We start from the raw sequence: 16,668 nt of genomic DNA, 5'->3' as shown, positions 1-16,668 counted from the left end.
GGGCTATACAGCGAGGGCGGTCGTCGGGCAAAAGGCCCGCGAAAGTCTCATTGTACCGGACCCCTTCATGTCCCGCTTGATTGTTGCGTTGATCGTCATTCTCGTCGTCCTGGTTGGCGGCCTCTTCTTCCTCGCCGGCCGCGAGACGAAGAAGGAGCCGGTGCGCATGGAGAAGGTGGTCCCGCTTGAAAATCTCGCGAATTAAGGGCCGCCAACTCGCGCTTGGGGCGCTGTTGCTGGCTGGCGCGGCGGTGCCTGCGCTGGGGCAGCAGGACAAGCCCGAATCGCTGCTGCCGCCGGGATTCGACGATCCGGCACCGGCTCCCGCGCCGCGCCCGGCGCCTGCGCCGACCGCGAGTGCTCCTGCTTCGACCGTGCCCTCCGTCGCGCCGATTTCCAGCGTGCCGACGCTCGGTAACGACAGCGCCGCGCTTTCGAACACCACCGATGTCGCGGAGGTGCCGACCGGCCCGGTCGATCTCTCGCGCTACGAACTGCCCGATTACGCCAAGCACTCGCTGAACCGCACCGGCGCGCTCGCCGCCGGCAACACGCCGTTCCCGGCCAAGGCGTTCGGCGCCACCGATGGCCGCACGCTTGCGGTGCTGATGCAGCGGTTGAGCGCCCCGGTCGCCTCGCGCTGGGCATCGATCGCGCTGCGCCGCGCGCTGATGTCGCCACTCAACACGCCCAGGCACATCAACGGCGCCGATTTCGCCGCCGAGCGCGCCTGGCTGCTGCTGCGCATGGGCGAGGCCAATGCCGCCCGCGCGGTGATCAACGACGTCGATACCGACAATTACACCACGCGCATGCTGCAGGTGGCGATGCAGGTCTCGCTCGCCACTGCCGATCCGGGCGGGCTGTGCGGCATCGCCGATCGCGGCAACCAGTATATCCACCAGCGCGGCTGGGCGCTCGCCAAGGCGATGTGCGCGGGGCTTGCCGGCAAGCCGAACGAGGCGGGGCAGCTGCTCGATCAGGCGCGCGGCGGCACGCCGGCCAGCGACATCGACAACCTCCTCGCCGAAAAGGTGCTCGGCACCGGCGCGCAGGGGCGCCGCGCGGTCACGCTCGAATGGGGCGGGATCACCCGGCTCAACGCCTGGCGCTGGGGCCTTGCCACCGCGACCGGCGAGGAAGTGCCACTTTCGCTCTACAATACCGCCGGCCCGCAGGTGCGCTACTGGCAGTCGGTCGCCCCGCAGCTGAGCCCGCGCGCGCGCGCCGCCGCTGCCGAGCTGGCCGCTACCGCCGGTGTTTTCTCCAATGCCGGGCTGGTCGATCTCTACAGCGAGATCGCCGAGGGCGACGATGCGAACAGCACCGAGGGAGCCGTCGCGCGCGATCTGCGCACCGCCTATACCGACGGCAATGTCGCAGAGCGGGTGAAGGCGATCCGCACGCTCTGGGCCGAGGCGAGCACGCCGCGCACCCAATATGCGCGGCTGATCCTCACCGCGCGTGCTGCGTCGTGGATCCCGGCGGATGCCAAGGTGGAGGAGCCCGAGAAGCTGATCGCCTCGATGCTTTCGGCCGGCTACGAGACCAAGGCGATGGAATGGCGCACGGTGGTGCCGCGTGGCAGCATCGCCTGGGGCCTGCTCGCGCTCGGCGATCCCGGTGCGCAGGGGCCGGTTGCCTATGGCGATTTCGATGCGTTCAAGGATGCTGCGGGCCAGCGCCGCGCCCAGCTCGCCTTTGCCGGGCTTGCCGGGCTCGGCCGGTTCGAGACCAGCGATGCCCAGCGCGGCGCCCAGGCGCTCAACGTGGCGATCGGCGCGCAGAACGACTGGACCCGCGCGATCGACGCGGCCGGCCGGCGCGGCGATTCGGGCATGGTCGCGCTGCTCGCGGCGGTCGGCATGCAGTCGCGCGTCTGGGACAATGTCACGCCCGAGGCGCTGTTCCACATCGTCGCCGCGATGCGCGCGGCGGGAATGACCAGCTATGCGCGGATGATCGCCGTGGAGGCGGTCACGCGGTCGGTTTGACCTTCTCGGACGACCGCGCGCTGATCGAGCGCTTCCTCGAGATGATGCGGGCGGAGGCGGGCGCCGCCGCCAATACCATCGCCGCCTACCAGACCGACCTGCGCCTTGCCTCCGAGTTCCTCGGCGGCGGGCTGGGCGGCGCGGGGCGGCCGGAGCTGGAGAAGCTCGGTGACGAGTGGCAGGCGCTGTCCCGCGCCACCGTTGCCCGCAAATCGGCGGCGCTGCGCCGTTTCTACGCCTTCCTCGCCGATGAGGGGCTGCGGGGCGACGATCCCTCCGCCGCCTTGCCGCGCCCCGGCACTGCCCGCGCGCTGCCCAAGGTGCTGAGCGTCGAGGATGTGGACAGGATGTTCGCGACGATCGCCGATCGCATCGCCCGCGTACCGCCTGATCCCAACGACCTGCGGCTCCAGGCGTTGATCGAGCTGCTCTACGGCTCCGGCCTGCGCGCCACCGAGTTGGTCTCCCTTCCTCGCAACGCCGTGTCGCCCGACCGGCCCTATTTGATCCTCAAGGGCAAGGGCGGCCGCGAGCGGCTGGTGCCGATCTCGGATCGCGCCCGCGCCGCGGTGGCGGCGTGGCGCGAACACGTGACCTCGGACCGGCCGTTCCTCTTCCCTTCGGGCAAGGGGCACCTTTCTCGGGTGCGGCTCTACCAGCTCGTGCGCGCGCTGGCGGGGGAGGCGGGAATCCCGCCCGACCGGGTGAGCCCGCACGTGCTGCGGCATGCCTTTGCGACGCATCTACTGGAGGGCGGCGCCGATCTGCGCGCCTTGCAGGCGATGCTCGGCCATGCCGATATCGCGACGACCGAGATCTACACCCATGTCGACAGTCGTCGGTTGGTCGAGCTGGTCAACCAGCGGCATCCGCTGGGGGAAGCGTTGGGGAAGCCGGAGCAGCGCAAGGCGTAGAAACAGCCCTTCCCCGGCGGAGGCCGGGGGCCAGTCTCGGCGCATTTGGTCAGGGGCGGGAACCTCTCGGAAGGCGTTGCAACTGGGGCCCGGGCTTCGCCGGGGAGCAGCTTTCATGAAGGTCCTGCGCACCTCCGGGACACAGCTGCGCGTTGACGTAGCTTCACGCCAAGGTTAGCCCCCGCTCGATGACCACTTTCCTCGACTTCGAGAAGCCGATCGCCGAGCTTCAGACCCGCATCGACGAGCTGCGCCAGACCGCCCAGGGCGGCGCCGTCGATATCGACGCGGAGATCGGCCCGCTTCAGGCCAAGGCCGAAAAGCTCCTGAAGGACACCTATGCCAAGCTCACGCCCTGGCAGAAGACGCAGGTTGCCCGCCATCCGGAGCGGCCGCACTTCAAGCATTATGTCGCCGGGCTGATCGAAGAGTTCATGCCGCTGGGCGGCGACCGCGCCTTTGCCGACGACAATGCGATCCAGGGCGGCCTGGGCCGGTTCCGCGGACGCCGGGTGATGGTGATCGGCCATGAAAAGGGCGACGACACCGCCAGCCGGCTCAAGCATAATTTCGGCATGGGCAAGCCGGAGGGCTATCGCAAGGCGATCCGCCTGATGGCGCTGGCCAACAAGTTCAACCTGCCGGTGATCACCCTGGTCGACACCTCGGGCGCGTTCCCGGGCGTGCAAGCCGAGGAGCGCGGCCAGGCCGAGGCGATTGCGCGCTCGACCGAGGCGTGCCTCAACCTGGGCGTGCCGCTGGTCGCCTCGATCCTGGGCGAGGGTGGCTCGGGCGGCGCGATCGCGCTCGCCGCGGGCAATACCGTGCTGATGATGGAGCACGCGGTCTATTCGGTGATCTCGCCCGAGGGCTGCGCCTCGATCCTGTGGCGCACCGCCGACAAGGCGGCCGACGCGGCGGAGGCGATGAAGGTCACCGCACAGCATCTCAAGGAACTGAAGGTGATCGACCGGATCGTCAGCGAGCCGCTGGGCGGCGCGCACCGGGATCAGGGTGCCGCGATCCACGCACTGGGCGATGCGATCGAGGAATCGCTGGCCAAGCTCGACGGCATGTCGCCCGAGAGCCTGCGCCAGGCCCGCCGCGCCAAGTTCCTGGCGATGGGGCGGATCTGAGAAAGGCGAAGCGCGTCGGTTAGCGAACCGGCGCGCTGTGCTCCGAGGCGGCCATGCTCGCGCCGAGCATGCCCAGGCCCTGAACGACCGCAAGAATGGCGCAGATCGCGAGGAACGCGACCAGCGCCAGCTCCATCGGCCGTACGGCCTTGTGGGGGATAATCTGCTTCATCCTCTCCTTATAGGAGAGTCGGCATGTACACCGGGTGAAGCGCGCGGTTCGTCCGGGTTCAGGAAAACTACGAGGCCTTCATGTTCGAGGAGACGTTGGTGAACGTCTTCTTGAGCGAATTGCCGAGTCCCTGCATCGCGGCGATGGCGGCGACTGCGATCAGCGCGGCGATAAGGCCATATTCGATCGCGGTGGCGGCGCGCGTCTCGCGCAGGAAAGTCATCAAACTGTTAATCATAAACCCCTCTAAAGCAATGAAAAGGGCGGCGGAACTGTAAGTCCCGCCGCCCGATTTCGTTCCGTTTGTCGGATCGAGGCTTACGAAGCCTTCATGTTCGACGAAACGTTGGTGAAGGTCGACTTCAGCGAGTTGCCCAGGCCCTGCATGGCGGCAATCGCGGCGACGGCGATCAGAGCGGCGATCAGGCCGTACTCGATGGCGGTCGCGCCCTTGGAATTCTTCAGGAAGTTGCGGATCTTCATCATAACCGGTCTCCAGAGTTCAAAATAGCTTCATTCACCCGGCCTCCCCGGAAGACTCCGGTTCGGCACGATCAAGCTACAATCCGGAAGTAAAGAAACGCCTAAGGTCGAGCGTTACGAAGGCGTAACCAGTTTGCCGTGGGCGGCTCAGGACTGGGTGGCCGTCTGGACCTTGTTGGTGACGTTGCCCCACATGTTCTTGGTCTGGTTGGCCACGCTCGTCAGGCTGGCCATCATCGCGAGGACGATGAGCGCGAGGATGAAGCCATATTCCACGGCGGTCGCGGCACGGCGGTCATCAATCACCAGGCGGATCGCGCGTACAAGGGCTCGCATCGGGGGCACTTCTTCTCCAAAGGTGGCCCCAAACTAGCCAAAGAGGCTTAATGAAAAGCTGATGGATGCTTCTGACATGTTGCTCGTCGTGGCGGCGGCACTGATCGACGATTGCGGCCGCGTGCTGCTCCAGCAGCGCCCGCCGGGCAAGCCGATGGCGGGGCTGTGGGAGTTCCCCGGCGGCAAGATCGAGCCCGGCGAAAGCCCCGAATCGGCGCTCGCCCGCGAGTTGCACGAGGAGCTGGGACTAACCCTTAGCGTGAAAGACCTGAGCCCGATCGCCTTCGCCAGCGAACCCCTGGCCGGCCGGCACCTGCTGCTGCTGCTCTACACTGCGAGGACCTGGCAAGGCGAGCCGGTGGCGCATCACGCCACCGAGCTGCGCTGGGTGACCCCGGCGGAGATGCGCGGGATGCCGATGCCGCCGGCGGACGTGCCGCTGGTGGCGGCGCTGGTGGGAATGGTTTGAGCCGAATTGTGCTGACTGGGACTAGTCTAGATCTTCGTCTTCGAGGCCTATCGTGTCGGGCAGGGTCGCCACGAAATCGCGGAGCTCGCCCTCATATTCAGGCGCAATGTGACGGAAAGAAACGCTCAATATTTTTCGGGATTCGGTGTCAAGATTTTGTAGATCGTATCCAAGTCGCTCCAAGATTTGGATGACATCGTCCTCGTCTATGGACTCTCCGGAAAATTCCAGCGCGATGTTGAGATTGGCCAAGGCTCGCGCGATCTGATGTATCATCATGACTTGGGCATCCTCATCTTGCGGTTGGGGTCGTCTGTTCAATCTCCGGTCACGTTTCCTTCTTCGTCCGGTAGCCGCTCTTTGGTCCGCTCGGCCCGGGTTGCCTGGATTATGTCCTCGATTTCGAACAGCAGGGCACGTCCCTGATCCGTTTTTCCGTTGGTGTCTTCGGGATCGTCGGCGAACAACGCCTTTGCTTGCGCTGCAAGTTCGACGAGTGATGCGTAACGCGTTTCGCCGAGCTTGGCTTTTACGAGCTCAAAGCCTCCAGCCAATTGATGGAAGCGGCTTTCTACGTTTCGATCCGGGAAGGAACCCGACTGATCGATGAAGGTGGGGGCATCTAGCACCATCGATCCGAGAAGGTCATAGATCTCGCTCAACGAAGCAGGAATATAGGGGCGAGGAGGGATGTAGGGTGGGGTTGGATCGTTCATTTTACGTTCTCCGGTCGGCGTATGGCGTAGGTATATATACCCCCGAGCTGGGTTGGTCGGATGATGACGACCATCTCCGGACGAAAATCCGTGTTGAAGAATCCTCTTATTTGCGCGGTTAAGATGGTTTTGTTGGTCAATGTCACGTCAAAAGCTACACTTCCAACTCTCGCGTCAGGAATACGATAGGTGCGCTCGGAGGTGTTATTCTCCCGTCTGTTAACCCGGACAAGCCCATTGCCGGATGAAGCGATGCCTAGTGCGCCATAGCGCTCTCGCAACTCACTTCGAACAGCTCGATCGATGTAATTGCCGAGCGCTTCGTTGGGCGACAGGCGAGGTTCCAGGCGGCCAGCGCGTTGCAGCTTTAGGCCGTTTTCGTATGCTCGATTCGTCGCATCTTGAAGGAAGCGCAATGTCTCAACCTGTAGAGGACGCAGGTCGCCCTTTACGCGCATATGGGCTTCAGCGCGTCGGAATCTCAAATCATTCAATTGCCTCATCTGCCCCTCGAAAGTGGACGGTGGTCCCAGGGAGGCGTATTGATACGTGGGATCGATGGATTTTATCTGCTGTAGATAGGTTTTTACCCAGCGATCCGCCATTTCAGTGGTCATTTGGCGTGCCGCAGATCTGAACCCCAGGATGTTGTCGGCAACGGCTACCGGTGTTCCAAGGGGTGAATTTCGCAGTCCGGGGAATGTCTGCTCAAGCGTCATGGGATCGTGGAATGCGCGGATATTGCTTCCGCGTCCGCCGCCGCCTCGGGAGCCGCCGCCCGGTTGGTTGGCGTTTACGGTCCAGCTTGGCTGTGTTCCATCCAGCGCCGTTGACCGCGGCCCACCCGGCCCGAACGTGAACCGCCCATTCCGTGGATCATGCCACGGATTGAACTTTACCTCGACGTCGCGCGCTGCCTCAGGCTGAGACCATCGTCCCGTCCGCATCCATGTCGAGAACGCTGTCGGCTGCCTCTTTCCTGAAATGCCCATGCCACCGCCTTTCCCAATTGCGGTGAGAACATTTCAAGAACATATTCCAACAATACAAGCGTAACTCCCTCCGAACCGGACCAATCCGGCCGAAGCGGTTCTGCTGAAACGCAGCCTCAATTCTTCCCCTTCAACGCCTCCGCCAGCGACGCCACCGCGCTGCCGCGCCGGGCCGGCTTGGGCTGGGATTCGTCCGGGGCCCAGCCGGTCAGGTAGACGATCTCGAAGCGCTCGGGGGTCTTGCCGTCCGGGTCGGCGCGGTCGGCGAATGTCGCTGCGGCGCGGGCCAGGGTGCCGCGGGTAAGGGGCGGGGTGCCCGGCAGCAGGTTGGTCGCCGCCATGCCGCGCAGGTCGCCGAGCAGCGAGAAGATGCTCGAATAGCGCACGGTCAGCGTCTCGACGTCGGCCACCGGCAGCGCGAAGCCGGCGCGGGTGAGCAGGTCGCCGGCGGCGCGCACGTCGATCTGGGGGTGGAAGCGCGCGACCGGGCGCTCGCTCTCGGCATGGAGGAACACCGATCGCAGCGTCGCCAGCGTGCCCGCGCCGAGGAAGGCGCCGAGGAACAGCCCGTCGGGGCGCAGCGCGCGGCGCGCGATCGAGAGCGCGCCCGGCACGTCGTTGATCTGGTCGAGCACGCCGATGCTCACCACCAGGTCGAAGCTGTTCTCGGGGAACGGGGTGCGGTCCTCATCGGCCTGGACGCCGCCGGCCTGGACGGCGAAGGCGGCGCCGGCGTCGATCCGGGTGATGTGGGCACCGGGCAGCTCGAAGCCGCCGGCAAAGCTGCCCATGTCGAGCACGTCGTGGAATTCGCGGGTCACCCCGGCCAGGCGCTCGCCGATGCCCTCCAGCATATGCTCGCGGATAAAGCCTTCGTAGCGGCGGGCGGCGCGGTCACGGCGCTTGCGGCGCAGGGCGCGGTCGAAGATCTCGGCGGAATCAGTCGGTCCATTCTGGGGCATGGCGCGCTTGTGCGCCGGTGCGTCGCCGGGGACAAGACGGGTGTGGCCGGCCCCGCGATCCTCCTGCGTCCACTCGCCCGGATAGCCGATCTCGCGCTGCCGCCGCGCTGCCCGGGCTGCGGCGCGATCACCCCGGCGGATCACCGCTTCTGCGCCGCCTGCTGGGGGAGCCTGCGCTTCCTCGGGCCGCCCTGGTGCGCGGCCTGTCACCTGCCGTTCGAGCATGATCGGGGGGAGGGCGCGCTGTGCGGCCCGTGCCTCGCCGATCCGCCGCCGCATGACGGGGTGCGCGCCGCGGTCGCCTATGGCGAGGTGGCGCGGGCCATCGCGCTCAAGCTCAAATATTCGGGGCGGCTCGCCTGCGCCGCGACCATGGCGCGGGCGATGGCCCGGCTGATGCCCGAGGAGGCGGCGCTGCTGGTGCCGGTGCCACTGCACCGCTGGCGCCTCTGGTCGCGCGGCTACAACCAGGCCGGGCTGATCGCCGCGTCGCTCTCGCGCGCGCACGGCGTGCCGCTTGCGCCCGACCTGCTGCGTCGGGTGAAGGCGACGCCGGTGCTGCGCGGGCTAGGGGCGAGGGCGCGGGCCAGGGCGGTCGCGGGTGCCTTTTCATTGGCACCGGGCGCGCGGGAAAGGCTGGTGGGCAGGACGGTGGTGCTGATCGACGACGTGCATACCAGCGGCGCCACCGCTGACGCCTGTGCACGAGTGCTCAAGCGCGGCGGCGCGGCGCGCGTGATCCTTTTGTGCTGGGCCCGCGTTCTGGAGGCAGGAGAAGGCCCGGATTGACAAGCGCCGGGCGCGATCACAGGTGTGACGTGAAATGGCTAAGATCGAAATCTTCACCAAGGCGTTCTGCCCTTATTGCACCCGGGCCAAGGCCCTGCTCGACAGCAAGCAGGCCGAATATGAGGAGATCGACATCTCGATGGGCGGCCCGCGCCGCAACGAGATGATCGAACGCTCGAACGGCCGGATGACCGTCCCCCAGGTGTTCATCGACGGCAAGCATATCGGCGGGTCCGATGATCTCGCGGCGCTTGATGCGCGCGGCGGGCTCGATCCGCTGCTCGCCGCCTGAGCCTTCGGGCGATGATCGTCTTCGACCTCAAATGCGAAGTCGGCCATGTCTTCGAGGCGTGGTTCGGATCGAGCGGCGCCTGGGAGGAGCAGCGCGCCGCCGGGCTTGTCGCCTGCCCGATGTGCGGCAGCGCGGAGGTTGGGAAGGCCGTCATGGCGCCCAATGTCGGCGCCAAGGGCAACCAGGTCGCGGTGCCGTCGCTGCCTGTGCCTGCGGGCGAAGCGGGGATTCCGGCCGAGGCAGTGAAGGCAGCGATGGCGGTGCTCGCCGATATGCAGGCCAAGGTGCTGGAGGGCTCGAAATGGGTCGGCTCGGCCTTCGCCGACAAGGCGCGCGCCATGCATCTGGGGGAGGCCCCGCATGCGCCGATCCACGGCCAGACCAGCCTTGCCGAGGCGCAGGCGCTGATCGAGGAGGGCGTGCCTGTCGCGCCGCTGCCACTGCCGGTGGTGCCGCCCGAGGCGTGCAACTGATCCGCTGCATCGTCATCCCCGCGCAGGCGGGGATCCAGGGTGGCAGAGCGACGTCCTTCATGACTCTGGATTCCCGCCTGCGCGGGGATGACGGGGGAGGGACTTCGGTCTCTTTCCGCCTTCACCGTTGTAGCCCAGTGGTACACTGGCTAAGCTCCCCCGGAATCGGGGGAATCTTGCAATGGATGCTTTGCGCCTGGAGGGCGTGATCAAGCGCTTCGGCGACTTCACGGCAGTCGACAATCTGAGTTTTGCAGTGGCGCCCGGGGAGGTGTTCGGCTTTCTCGGCGGCAATGGCGCGGGCAAGACGACCTCGCTGCGCATGGTGCTGGACATCCTGCGCCCCGACGCGGGGAACATCTCGGTGCTCGGCCGCGCGCCGGGCCGCGCGAACAGCGCGATGCTGGGCTTCCTGCCCGAGGAGCGCGGCCTTTATCGCTCGATGACCGCGCTCGACACGATCGTCTATTTCGGCCGGCTGAAGGGAATGACGCCCTCGGATGCGCGGGGCGAGGGCAAGGCGCTGCTCGAGCGCTTCGGCCTGCAGGATTTCGCCAAGACCACGGTCGACAAGCTCTCCAAGGGCATGGCGCAGAAGGTCCAGCTGGCGACCGCGGTGGTCAACCGCCCGCAATTGCTGATCCTCGACGAGCCCTTCTCGGGCCTCGATCCGGTCAACCAGGGCCTGCTAGAGGACGAGATCGTCCGCGCGGCGAAGGGCGGGGCGGCGGTGGTCTTCTCCACTCATGTCATGCAGCATGCCGAGCGGCTCTGCGATCGGCTGCTGCTGCTCGCGCGCGGCAGGAAGCTTTTCGAGGGCACGCAGGACGAGGCGCGTGCCACGCTTCCTGTCGAGCTGCGTCTTTCCGCGAAGCTGTCGCCCGAGGGGCTGCCGGGCGTGATCGATGCGCAGGTGCTGGGCGAGGCGGGCGCATGGCGCGACTGGTCGGTACGGCTCGCGCCGGGCGGTGATCCGGGTGACCTGCTCGAGCATTGCACCGTGCACGGCTTCGCGCTGCGCCGCTTCGAGCAGCGCCGGGCGAGCCTGCACGAGGTCTTCCTTCACATCGTCGGCGGGGAGGCACGCTAATGCTCCAGCACATCCTCCTCGTCGCCGGTCGCGAATATCGCCAGATTGCGATGACCAAGAGCTTCTGGATCACGCTGTTGATCCTGCCGCTCGCCTTTGCGCTGGGGCCGCTCGCATCGCGCTTCATCGACAAGTCCGACACCGAGACGGTGATGCTGGTCGACCAGGCCGGCGGCGCGCCCTCGGCGGCGATCCGCCAGCGGCTGATGCTCGACGAGCAGCGGGCGTCTCTCGATGCGCTTGCCCGCTATGTCCGCCGGCATGAGCTGCAAAAGGCGAACCCCAACGCGCTCTGGGCGCAGCAGGGTCGCTGGTACAGTGACGCCGATGTCGCCCGCTTCCTCGCCGAGGGCGGCGTGGATGGCGCGCGCAAGCAGATCGCCATGGTGTCGAAGGAAGACGCCGCGGGCTTCAAGGCACCCGAGGCCAATTACCGGATCGTCGAGACCCCGGCCAATATCGCCACTGCCGCGCCGGGCCAGATCGACAAGGCGCTCCAGCCGCTCCTCCATCCGGACGACAAGTCCAGCGCCAAGCCGATCGATTATGTCGTGCTGATCCCGCGCGAATTCGGTGCCTCGCCGGCCGTGCGGCTCTGGGCCAACGGCCGTCCGCGCGCTTCCTTCGTGGGGACGTTGCAGACGGTGCTGACCCAGGACCTGCGCACCCGCTATCTCCAGGCCAATGGCGTCGCGCCGGCCGCCGCCGCGACCGTGGGTGCGATCGCTCCGGCGATTCAGGTGACCACCCCGCCCGAGGGCAGCGGCCGCGAGCGCGTTCTGGTGCGTTCGATCCTGCCGCTCGCCTGCGCCTATATCCTGATGATGTCGCTGATGCTGTCGGGCAGCTGGATGCTGCAGGGCACGGTGGAGGAGCGCGGTAACAAGCTTCTCGAGACCGTGCTCGCCTGCGTTTCGCCCAACGAGCTGATGTACGGCAAGCTGGTCGGGACTGTGGCGATCGGTCTGTCGATGATCCTCACCTGGGCGGCCTGCGGCATCTTCGCCGCCTATGCCACGCATGGCGCGATCGCGGACATCATCCGTCCGGCGCTGGAACCGGTCTCCACGGTCGGCAGCGTCGCGGCGATCCTCTATTTCTTCGTTGCCGGCTATCTCATGGTGTCGATGCTGTTCCTGGTGATCGGCGCGATGAGTGATTCGATGCGCGATGCCCAAGGCTATCTGACGCCGGTGATCCTGCTGATCATGATGCCCTTCACCCTGCTGGTGCAGGCGGTGGTGAACGGTGCGGGTGGGATCGGCGTTCAGGTGCTCACCTGGGTGCCGCTCTATACTCCGTTCACTGTGATGGCGCGGCTGGGCAGCGGCATCCCTTTCTGGGAGATGATCGGGTCGGGCGTCACCCTGGCGCTGTTCATCGCGCTGGAGATCTGGTTGCTCGGCCGCGTGTTCCGCGCCAGCCTACTCAGCGGCGGGCGACGCAGTGTCGGGGAGATCATCGGCCTGATGCGGCGGGAGGCCTAGCCGGTTGACCCTCGGGCGCGGCCCCGATACCAACCGCGCCCGTGCCTCCGTAGCTCAGCAGGATAGAGCGACGGTTTCCTAAACCGCAGGTCGTGAGTTCGAATCTCGCCGGGGGCACCACCGAAACCCGCGGACTTCCGCGGGTTTCGCGATTCTGCGGACCGAATCCCGATCGTTGGCGTTCACGCATCGATTGTCGGCGGGGTGTCTGCCCAGCAACCTGCCGGCCTTTGGTGGGAAGGACCGCAGCATGGCGAGCAGGCACAGAATTGGGATCATCGTCGGAAGCTTGCGCAAAGACAGTATCAACCGGAAGGTGGCCCGGTCGATCGCGGCATTCTCCGCCGACGCGCTTGAATGCGAGTTCATCGAGATTGGCGACCTGCCGCTCTACAATGAGGACGACGAGGCGAACCCGTCAGCGGCGGTGACTGCGTTCCGCGAGCGCGCGGGGCGCGTGGACGGGATTCTGTTCGTGACACCCGAATATAATCGGGGCGTGCCGGGGCTGCTCAAGAACGCCATCGATGTGGGCTCGCGGCCCTATGGCAAGAGCGTCTGGGACAAGAAGCCGGCGGCGGTGATCACCGTGTCGCCCGGAGCGATCGGAGGGTTCGGCGCGAACCATCATCTGCGCCAATATTGCGTGTTCCTCAACATGCCGATGATGCAACAGCCCGAGGCCTATCTCGGCCAGGTGAAGCCGGACAGCTTCGATGCAGACGGCCGGCTGAAGGACGGGCCGCTCAAGGATCTCGTGACGAGCCTGTCGGACGCGTTTGCCGATTGGGTCGACCTGATCCTGCGTGGCCGGCAGCTGATCGCGGAGGACACCGCGCATGGCGGCAACAACTGAGGCCGGGGCCGCTCGACCGTGAGTGCGGGGCCGCCGGCAGGGGGGCTGCCGGCGGCCCTGTCGATTTTAGCCGTTGAGCTTGTCCTTCACCGCCTTGGCGGCCGAGAAGCCCAGCTTCTTCGACGCGGCGATCTGGATGGTCGCGCCGGTCGCGGGGTTGCGGCCCTCGCGTGCGGGGCTGTCCTTGACCTTGAACTTGCCCAGGCCGTTCAGCGAGATCTCTTCGCCCTTGGCGGCCGCTTCGATGATCGCGCTGACGGTCGCGTCGACGGCCTGCTTTGCCTCGGCCTTGGTAAGGCCGGTTGCGGTCGCAACCGCGTCGATCAGGTCGGAGTGGTTCATTTCAACATTCCTCGTCTCTTGGAAAGAAGGGCGGCGCGCTTAGCAGAGGGGGCCGCGTGGTCAATGTCCCGGCTGTGGGCGCGTTGACCGGGTTAAATTATATTATATAAGTGATTTAATAAGATTAGGTGTCTTGGGGGAGAGTGGCCGGTGGCTGACGAAGCGAAAGGGATGAACCGCCGCCAGACGTTGAAGGGCGGCTTGTCGCTCGGCGCGATGGCGGCCGCGGCGTTTGGCGCAGGCAAGGGGCTCGCCTGGTCGAAGCGCCGCGATACCCGGCCCAACATGATCGTCATCATGGGCGACGATATCGGCTATTCGGACCTTGGCGCCTATGGCGGTGACACCGACACCCCGCATCTCGACGCCCTAGCCGGCAGAGCGGTGCGGTTCGACAATTTCTACAACATGTCGCGCTGCTGCCCGTCGCGGGCGAGCCTGCTCACCGGGCGCTATCCGCACCGCGTGAACATGACGGGTAACGGCACGAGCCTGTCGCTAGACACGCCGACGGTGGCGGAGCAACTGCGCGCCGGGGGCTATGCGACGACCATGATCGGCAAATGGCATCTGACCGCCGCCGAGCCGCTCACCCCGCCCGCCGAGCATCTCAAATGGCTCAACCACCAGGGCCATTTCGACCGCGATTTCGGGGACAGGCGCACCTATCCGGTATCGCGGGGATTCGACTATCACTGGGGCATCATCTGGGGCGTCTGCGATTATTACGACCCGTTTTCGCTGGTCGAGAACTACACGCCGGTTCGCGAGGTGCCCAAGGACTTCTACCTGACCGATGCGATCAGCGATCACGCGGTCGAGCAGGTGACCAAGCTCGGCAAGGGCGACAAGCCCTTCATGATGTACCTGGCCTATACCGCCGCGCACTGGCCGCTGATGGCGCCCGAGCATGTCATCCAGAAATACCTGCCGCGCTTCGAGGATGGCTGGGATGCGATGCGCAGGCGCCGCTATGCGCGCCAGGTGAAGCTGGGTCTGGTCGATCCCAGGATCGATCCCTTACCGCCGCTAGACAACGACTATGCCGAGAACGCAAAGACCGCGTGGGAGGCGCTCACGCCCGAGCATCGCGCCGAGCAGGTCCGCAAGATGGCGACCCATGCCGCGATGATCGACGTCATGGACCAGGGCATCGGCCGGGTGGTCCAGGCGCTCAAGGACAGCGGCGCCTATGAGAATACCGTCATCATGTTCCTGGTGGACAATGGCGCCTCGCCCGAGATCATGGTGCGTCCGGGCTATGACCGCCCCAGCGAAACGCGCGACGGCCGCAAGGTCGGCTATGGCGAATATCCCGGCGGCATCGGCACCGAGCTCAACCAGACCGGAATCGGCGCGCATTGGGCGAGCGCCGCCAACACGCCGTTCCACTGGTGGAAAGCCGAAAGCTATCAGGGCGGCATCCATACGCCCTTCTTCATCAGCTGGCCTGCCGGGATGAAGCGGCGCGAGAGCAGGGTGGTTGCGCAGGGCACCCATATCGTCGACGTCACGCCGACCCTGCTCGAACTGGCGGGCATCGCACCGTCGCAAAAGGGCGCGCCGATGGACGGCAAGTCCTTCGCCGGCGCGCTGAGCGGGAAGGCGCTGCCCAAGCCGAGACCTTTCTTCTTCGAGCATTACGGCGCGCGCGCGGTGATCGACGGACAGTGGAAGATCGTCTCGCCGGCGCCGCATGGCGCGGATCAAAGCTATCGCCAATGGGCGCTGTACGATCTCGCCAGCGACCGTACCGAGACCAAGGATTTGGCCGCCCGGCATCCCGAGATCGTCGGTCGCCTTGCGAAAGCGTGGCGCGACTGGGCGATGTCGGTGGATCTGAAGCTGCGTGCAGAGGGTAGTGCCGGTGGCGGTGCCCCAGATAAGGTGGACAATTTTTCGGACTAGTCCGGGCAGTTATCGCCCGCCGCGCATGGCGAAGATCCAGGGCGCCCGGACATCCGTCCCGGCGCCCTTCGTGTCGGCGGCTACTTCTTCTGGAGCGCCTTGTAGTCGTCGATCCAGGCATAGTTGAACGCCGAGCTGCCGTCCGCATTGGGCTTCACGGTGCGGCCGGCAAACACACTGTTGAGCAGCCAGGGTGTCGAATCCGGCCCGAAATTGTTCACCATCGAGCTGCCTTGCTTGAAGCCATAGGTGGCGACCGCGAGACGGCCGGTGTCCCGGAAGAGCTTCATCTGGTTCCGGAGATAATGCTTCCGGCTTTCGAACCAGGGACTCTGCGACAGGAACTCGTCCCATTGCGGCTTGGAGAAGGGCGTCTCCAGCGCGGCCTTGATGACCTGCCAGGTCTGGGCGTTTGCGGGGGCGCCATATTTTGCGGCGAAAGCCGCGGGGACGGGGTCCTTGAGGTGCTGCTTCCACCACCAGACCAGCGAGAATTCCAGCACCAGGAACTTCTGGTCGGAGCGCATCCGCGGCAGGATATAGTCGAGGAACGCCTTGGACTCCTCGATCATCGTGATGTGCGGATGGATGTCGAGCCCTTCGAGCTCGGGCGTCTGCTTGATGAACTCGAGCCAGCGATCGGTGGTCTTGTTGCGCCACACCGGGTTCTGGGTCTGGTTGAGCGCGCCCATGTAGAGATGGGTCTTGCAGGCGCTGCCGCCGCAATGTTCCGTCCGATACTGGATCGCGGCCTTCGCCAGCGCCTCGTAATAGGCGTTGAAATTGGGGTTCCAGTCCTGCTGGCGGCTCTCGATGAAGGGCTCGTTGCCGATCACCAGGATGTCGACCTTGCCCATCACCAGCGGCAGCACCGCCTCCAGTCGGGCAAGGTCCTTCTTGAAGGTCTCGCTGTCGGCCTTGGGGAAGGCGACGCGGTTATAGGGGAATTTGAGCGTCAGCACGGTCTTGTAGCCGTGACTGGAGACGTCGAGGATCGTCTTGACCGCGCCGTGATCGGCGGCGGGCCCGCGATCGAGCTGGAACATCGGCAGGAAGATGCGGACCCACTGCGTGTCGCTCTTCTGGAGGTCGCGATAATCGACGTCCTCGAAATGCTCATTGTAGTTCGCGCCGAGCGCGCCTTGGGCCAGTGCCGCGCCGGGCAGGCCGAGCAGCGCCGCGGCGCCGATTGCCAGAAGCTTACGCATGATTTCCCTCTTCCCTGTCTTCGCCCTCGCATGGGGCAGTTGGCTGGTA

General features: G+C 65.9%; 22 protein-coding genes and 1 tRNA gene. 13 read left to right on the top strand and 10 right to left on the bottom strand.

Features of this window, described 5'->3' with window-relative positions:
- The first annotated feature begins 67 nt into the window (after positions 1–67).
- The 4 genes from AC1RJ5_RS05875 to AC1RJ5_RS05860 all read left to right on the top strand — a co-directional run bounded on the left by AC1RJ5_RS05875 (position 68) and on the right by AC1RJ5_RS05860 (position 4,044).
- A complete protein-coding gene (locus AC1RJ5_RS05875) occupies positions 68–205 on the top strand; it encodes a hypothetical protein (protein ID WP_165828499.1) in 138 nt (45 codons plus the stop codon).
- Between the two features lie 28 nt (positions 206–233).
- On the top strand, positions 234–1,994 hold the full coding sequence (locus tag AC1RJ5_RS05870) for a hypothetical protein (protein ID WP_493112222.1): 1,761 nt from the start codon (positions 234–236) through the stop codon (positions 1,992–1,994).
- A complete protein-coding gene (locus AC1RJ5_RS05865) occupies positions 1,991–2,908 on the top strand; it encodes a tyrosine-type recombinase/integrase (RefSeq protein WP_342249445.1) in 918 nt (305 codons plus the stop codon). The genes AC1RJ5_RS05870 and AC1RJ5_RS05865 overlap by 4 nt, the downstream gene beginning before the upstream one ends.
- 188 nt (positions 2,909–3,096) lie before the next feature.
- Positions 3,097–4,044, top strand: a complete 948-nt coding sequence (locus AC1RJ5_RS05860; protein WP_184167924.1) for an acetyl-CoA carboxylase carboxyltransferase subunit alpha — start codon at positions 3,097–3,099, stop codon at positions 4,042–4,044.
- 19 nt (positions 4,045–4,063) lie between these two features.
- On the opposite strand, the gene AC1RJ5_RS05855 is transcribed toward AC1RJ5_RS05860, so the two are convergent.
- The 4 genes from AC1RJ5_RS05855 to AC1RJ5_RS05840 all read right to left on the bottom strand — a co-directional run bounded on the left by AC1RJ5_RS05855 (position 4,064) and on the right by AC1RJ5_RS05840 (position 5,035).
- Entirely contained in the window at positions 4,064–4,216 is a 153-nt protein-coding gene (locus tag AC1RJ5_RS05855) for a hypothetical protein (protein ID WP_184167922.1), read from the bottom strand.
- 67 nt (positions 4,217–4,283) lie between these two features.
- Positions 4,284–4,454 carry a Flp family type IVb pilin gene (locus AC1RJ5_RS05850; RefSeq protein WP_184167920.1) on the bottom strand — a complete coding sequence of 57 codons (171 nt, stop codon included), beginning with the start codon at positions 4,452–4,454 and terminating at the stop codon, positions 4,284–4,286.
- An 80-nt stretch (positions 4,455–4,534) separates the two neighbouring features.
- Positions 4,535–4,702 (bottom strand): Flp family type IVb pilin, encoded by a 168-nt coding sequence (locus AC1RJ5_RS05845; protein ID WP_184167918.1) that lies wholly within the window; start codon positions 4,700–4,702, stop codon positions 4,535–4,537.
- A 144-nt stretch (positions 4,703–4,846) separates the two neighbouring features.
- The gene (locus AC1RJ5_RS05840; protein WP_269574710.1) at positions 4,847–5,035 is read right to left on the bottom strand and encodes a Flp family type IVb pilin; all 189 of its coding nucleotides are present in this window, start codon (positions 5,033–5,035) and stop codon (positions 4,847–4,849) included.
- A gap of 61 nt (positions 5,036–5,096) precedes the next feature.
- Between AC1RJ5_RS05840 and AC1RJ5_RS05835 the strand changes: the two genes are divergently transcribed.
- The gene (locus AC1RJ5_RS05835; RefSeq protein WP_342249446.1) at positions 5,097–5,504 is read left to right on the top strand and encodes a (deoxy)nucleoside triphosphate pyrophosphohydrolase; all 408 of its coding nucleotides are present in this window, start codon (positions 5,097–5,099) and stop codon (positions 5,502–5,504) included.
- A 21-nt stretch (positions 5,505–5,525) separates the two neighbouring features.
- On the opposite strand, the gene AC1RJ5_RS05830 is transcribed toward AC1RJ5_RS05835, so the two are convergent.
- The 4 genes from AC1RJ5_RS05830 to AC1RJ5_RS05815 all read right to left on the bottom strand — a co-directional run bounded on the left by AC1RJ5_RS05830 (position 5,526) and on the right by AC1RJ5_RS05815 (position 8,174).
- The gene (locus tag AC1RJ5_RS05830; RefSeq protein ID WP_493112217.1) at positions 5,526–5,783 is read right to left on the bottom strand and encodes a hypothetical protein; all 258 of its coding nucleotides are present in this window, start codon (positions 5,781–5,783) and stop codon (positions 5,526–5,528) included.
- Positions 5,784–5,821: 38 nt separating this feature from the next.
- Positions 5,822–6,166 (bottom strand): hypothetical protein, encoded by a 345-nt coding sequence (locus AC1RJ5_RS05825; RefSeq protein WP_269574713.1) that lies wholly within the window; start codon positions 6,164–6,166, stop codon positions 5,822–5,824.
- A 50-nt stretch (positions 6,167–6,216) separates the two neighbouring features.
- Positions 6,217–6,939: a hypothetical protein gene (locus tag AC1RJ5_RS05820; protein WP_184168350.1), complete on the bottom strand. Its 723-nt coding sequence runs from the start codon at positions 6,937–6,939 to the stop codon at positions 6,217–6,219.
- A gap of 389 nt (positions 6,940–7,328) precedes the next feature.
- Positions 7,329–8,174: a class I SAM-dependent methyltransferase gene (locus tag AC1RJ5_RS05815; protein ID WP_342249449.1), complete on the bottom strand. Its 846-nt coding sequence runs from the start codon at positions 8,172–8,174 to the stop codon at positions 7,329–7,331.
- Between the two features lie 9 nt (positions 8,175–8,183).
- On the opposite strand from AC1RJ5_RS05815, the gene AC1RJ5_RS05810 reads away from it, so the two are divergent.
- From AC1RJ5_RS05810 to AC1RJ5_RS05780, 7 genes are all read left to right on the top strand, one after another.
- Positions 8,184–8,963: a ComF family protein gene (locus tag AC1RJ5_RS05810; protein ID WP_493112213.1), complete on the top strand. Its 780-nt coding sequence runs from the start codon at positions 8,184–8,186 to the stop codon at positions 8,961–8,963.
- A 34-nt stretch (positions 8,964–8,997) separates the two neighbouring features.
- Entirely contained in the window at positions 8,998–9,255 is a 258-nt protein-coding gene (gene grxC, locus AC1RJ5_RS05805; RefSeq protein WP_269574715.1) for a glutaredoxin 3, read from the top strand.
- Between the two features lie 11 nt (positions 9,256–9,266).
- On the top strand, positions 9,267–9,728 hold the full coding sequence (locus AC1RJ5_RS05800) for a DUF1178 family protein (RefSeq protein ID WP_342249450.1): 462 nt from the start codon (positions 9,267–9,269) through the stop codon (positions 9,726–9,728).
- A gap of 181 nt (positions 9,729–9,909) precedes the next feature.
- Complete coding sequence (locus tag AC1RJ5_RS05795) at positions 9,910–10,818, top strand: ABC transporter ATP-binding protein (RefSeq protein WP_342249451.1); 909 nt, start codon at positions 9,910–9,912, stop codon at positions 10,816–10,818.
- Positions 10,818–12,305: an ABC transporter permease gene (locus tag AC1RJ5_RS05790; RefSeq protein WP_269574718.1), complete on the top strand. Its 1,488-nt coding sequence runs from the start codon at positions 10,818–10,820 to the stop codon at positions 12,303–12,305. Before AC1RJ5_RS05795 ends, AC1RJ5_RS05790 begins: the two co-directional genes overlap by 1 nt.
- A gap of 43 nt (positions 12,306–12,348) precedes the next feature.
- Positions 12,349–12,425: transfer RNA gene (locus AC1RJ5_RS05785), tRNA-Arg, on the top strand.
- A gap of 130 nt (positions 12,426–12,555) precedes the next feature.
- Positions 12,556–13,161: an NADPH-dependent FMN reductase gene (locus AC1RJ5_RS05780; RefSeq protein WP_493114653.1), complete on the top strand. Its 606-nt coding sequence runs from the start codon at positions 12,556–12,558 to the stop codon at positions 13,159–13,161.
- Between the two features lie 66 nt (positions 13,162–13,227).
- Here AC1RJ5_RS05780 and AC1RJ5_RS05775 read toward each other — a convergent pair whose 3' ends face one another.
- Positions 13,228–13,503, bottom strand: a complete 276-nt coding sequence (locus tag AC1RJ5_RS05775; protein ID WP_269574720.1) for an HU family DNA-binding protein — start codon at positions 13,501–13,503, stop codon at positions 13,228–13,230.
- A 150-nt stretch (positions 13,504–13,653) separates the two neighbouring features.
- On the opposite strand from AC1RJ5_RS05775, the gene AC1RJ5_RS05770 reads away from it, so the two are divergent.
- Complete coding sequence (locus AC1RJ5_RS05770; protein ID WP_493112209.1) at positions 13,654–15,411, top strand: arylsulfatase; 1,758 nt, start codon at positions 13,654–13,656, stop codon at positions 15,409–15,411.
- 80 nt (positions 15,412–15,491) lie between these two features.
- Here the strand turns inward: AC1RJ5_RS05770 and AC1RJ5_RS05765 are convergent, their stop codons facing one another.
- Positions 15,492–16,619 (bottom strand): hypothetical protein, encoded by a 1,128-nt coding sequence (locus tag AC1RJ5_RS05765; protein WP_342249455.1) that lies wholly within the window; start codon positions 16,617–16,619, stop codon positions 15,492–15,494.
- Positions 16,620–16,668 lie beyond the last annotated feature (49 nt).

It is taken from the genome of Sphingomonas sp. GW822-FHT03G08 (genome assembly GCF_058801135.1).
This window is presented reverse-complemented; position numbering and strand designations above follow the sequence as displayed.

Bases quoted from the DNA above. Each gene is read 5' to 3' on its own strand.
- AC1RJ5_RS05875 (WP_165828499.1), top strand. From the start codon at position 68: ATGTCCCGCTTGATTGTTGCGTTGATCGTCATTCTCGTCGTCCTGGTT.
- AC1RJ5_RS05860 (WP_184167924.1), top strand. From the start codon at position 3,097: ATGACCACTTTCCTCGACTTCGAGAAGCCGATCGCCGAGCTTCAGACC.
- AC1RJ5_RS05855 (WP_184167922.1), bottom strand. From the start codon at position 4,216: ATGAAGCAGATTATCCCCCACAAGGCCGTACGGCCGATGGAGCTGGCG.
- AC1RJ5_RS05850 (WP_184167920.1), bottom strand. From the start codon at position 4,454: ATGATTAACAGTTTGATGACTTTCCTGCGCGAGACGCGCGCCGCCACC.
- AC1RJ5_RS05845 (WP_184167918.1), bottom strand. From the start codon at position 4,702: ATGATGAAGATCCGCAACTTCCTGAAGAATTCCAAGGGCGCGACCGCC.
- AC1RJ5_RS05840 (WP_269574710.1), bottom strand. From the start codon at position 5,035: ATGCGAGCCCTTGTACGCGCGATCCGCCTGGTGATTGATGACCGCCGT.
- AC1RJ5_RS05835 (WP_342249446.1), top strand. From the start codon at position 5,097: ATGGATGCTTCTGACATGTTGCTCGTCGTGGCGGCGGCACTGATCGAC.
- AC1RJ5_RS05830 (WP_493112217.1), bottom strand. From the start codon at position 5,783: ATGATGATACATCAGATCGCGCGAGCCTTGGCCAATCTCAACATCGCG.
- AC1RJ5_RS05820 (WP_184168350.1), bottom strand. From the start codon at position 6,939: ATGACGCTTGAGCAGACATTCCCCGGACTGCGAAATTCACCCCTTGGA.
- AC1RJ5_RS05815 (WP_342249449.1), bottom strand. From the start codon at position 8,174: ATGCCCCAGAATGGACCGACTGATTCCGCCGAGATCTTCGACCGCGCC.
- grxC (WP_269574715.1), top strand. From the start codon at position 8,998: ATGGCTAAGATCGAAATCTTCACCAAGGCGTTCTGCCCTTATTGCACC.
- AC1RJ5_RS05800 (WP_342249450.1), top strand. From the start codon at position 9,267: ATGATCGTCTTCGACCTCAAATGCGAAGTCGGCCATGTCTTCGAGGCG.
- AC1RJ5_RS05795 (WP_342249451.1), top strand. From the start codon at position 9,910: ATGGATGCTTTGCGCCTGGAGGGCGTGATCAAGCGCTTCGGCGACTTC.
- AC1RJ5_RS05790 (WP_269574718.1), top strand. From the start codon at position 10,818: ATGCTCCAGCACATCCTCCTCGTCGCCGGTCGCGAATATCGCCAGATT.
- AC1RJ5_RS05780 (WP_493114653.1), top strand. From the start codon at position 12,556: ATGGCGAGCAGGCACAGAATTGGGATCATCGTCGGAAGCTTGCGCAAA.
- AC1RJ5_RS05775 (WP_269574720.1), bottom strand. From the start codon at position 13,503: ATGAACCACTCCGACCTGATCGACGCGGTTGCGACCGCAACCGGCCTT.
- AC1RJ5_RS05765 (WP_342249455.1), bottom strand. From the start codon at position 16,619: ATGCGTAAGCTTCTGGCAATCGGCGCCGCGGCGCTGCTCGGCCTGCCC.